Genomic DNA, 1,087 nt, shown 5'->3' with positions numbered 1-1,087 from the left:
ATACCAAACCCAACAATTAAAGTTGCGCCCAAGCACGAGCAGTTAACGACCGAATTCTTTGTGGCTGTTTAAGCAAATTATTCCAAGCCAAGCAAGCGGCATCAACAATAGCCTCATAACTGTCATAACAACGATTGGATAACTCATTTTGCTTAAGGTACTGCCATACTCTCTCAGAGGGATTGAGCTCAGGTGAATAAGGCGGTAGTTTAAGCATAGTGACATTAGCCTGATTCAAGCTTGGTTGATGCCATAATGCGCCATCCATCACCACCACCGCATGACGTCCTTTTGGAACGGCTTTACTAATCTCTTGCATATGCAATAACATGGTGTGTTTATTAACGAAAGGCAGTACTAAGCCGACAGCCTTCTTTGTCGCTGGACAAAAGGCACCAAACAGATAAGCGGAATGAAACTGTTGCTGCTTGATCAGTCGAGGTCGCCCACCGCGGTAATGCCAAACTCTGGTCAATGAGCCTTGTTGTCCTATTCGAGTTTCATCTTGAAACCAGATGTCCACTTGATCTAGGCTCACATCAGTAGGCAGTGACGCCTTAACCTGTGCTATAAAGTTTTTTTAAAAGCGTCTTGAGCTTGTGGGTCGGCTTTTGGATGCTGACTACGAGCACTTATCCAACTCATATCAATACGCTTGAGTAGCTCGTAGATACCGTTAACGGTGTAGTGAGCGTTGTAGTGTTCTTTAGCCAATTGCTGAATGTCTTTGCCGGTTAGACGACCGCCAGCGCGCTTTTCTTGTTCAGAGACTATCATGGCTTTAAAAGCGGCTGTGTCTGCTTCTGCCAATTTGCTGTGACGACCTCGACGATGACGATCATAGAGACTCTCAAGTCCTCGTTCATAATATCGCTTCAATGTCCGTCTGGCAGTTTCAGGATGTATGCAGAGGTCTTTGGCAATATCGTTGGTGGCTTTGCCTATACTATATTGGTGTAAGATGAGCAGGCGTAGTCGGGCTCTGGGATTGCGCTCAGTCTTTGAGTGTTTGCCAAAGTCATGGTCTTCTAGGTTATGTATTGGTATAGTCATAAGCGGATTATACTATATATTTTGGGTTTGGTAT

2 protein-coding genes are annotated in these 1,087 nt (G+C 44.9%); both read right to left on the bottom strand.

The genetic code is table 11. The features are described 5' to 3' along the window. Positions 1-16: 16 nt before the first annotated feature. Positions 17-538 carry an IS630 family transposase gene (locus tag ACT3RN_RS15775; RefSeq protein WP_192521012.1) on the bottom strand — a complete coding sequence of 174 codons (522 nt, stop codon included), beginning with the start codon at positions 536-538 and terminating at the stop codon, positions 17-19. 29 nt (positions 539-567) lie between these two features. Continuing rightward, the gene (locus tag ACT3RN_RS15770; RefSeq protein WP_192521011.1) at positions 568-1,053 is read right to left on the bottom strand and encodes a winged helix-turn-helix domain-containing protein; all 486 of its coding nucleotides are present in this window, start codon (positions 1,051-1,053) and stop codon (positions 568-570) included. Between the last annotated feature and the right edge of the window lie 34 nt (positions 1,054-1,087).

It is taken from the genome of Psychrobacter sp. AOP5-GZ1-6 (assembly GCF_052376345.1).
Taxonomy (GTDB): Bacteria; Pseudomonadota; Gammaproteobacteria; order Pseudomonadales; family Moraxellaceae; genus Psychrobacter.
This window is presented reverse-complemented; position numbering and strand designations above follow the sequence as displayed.

Excerpts from the sequence above, each read along its gene's own strand:
- ACT3RN_RS15770 (WP_192521011.1), bottom strand. The coding sequence starts at position 1,053 with ATGACTATACCAATACATAACCTAGAAGACCATGACTTTGGCAAACAC.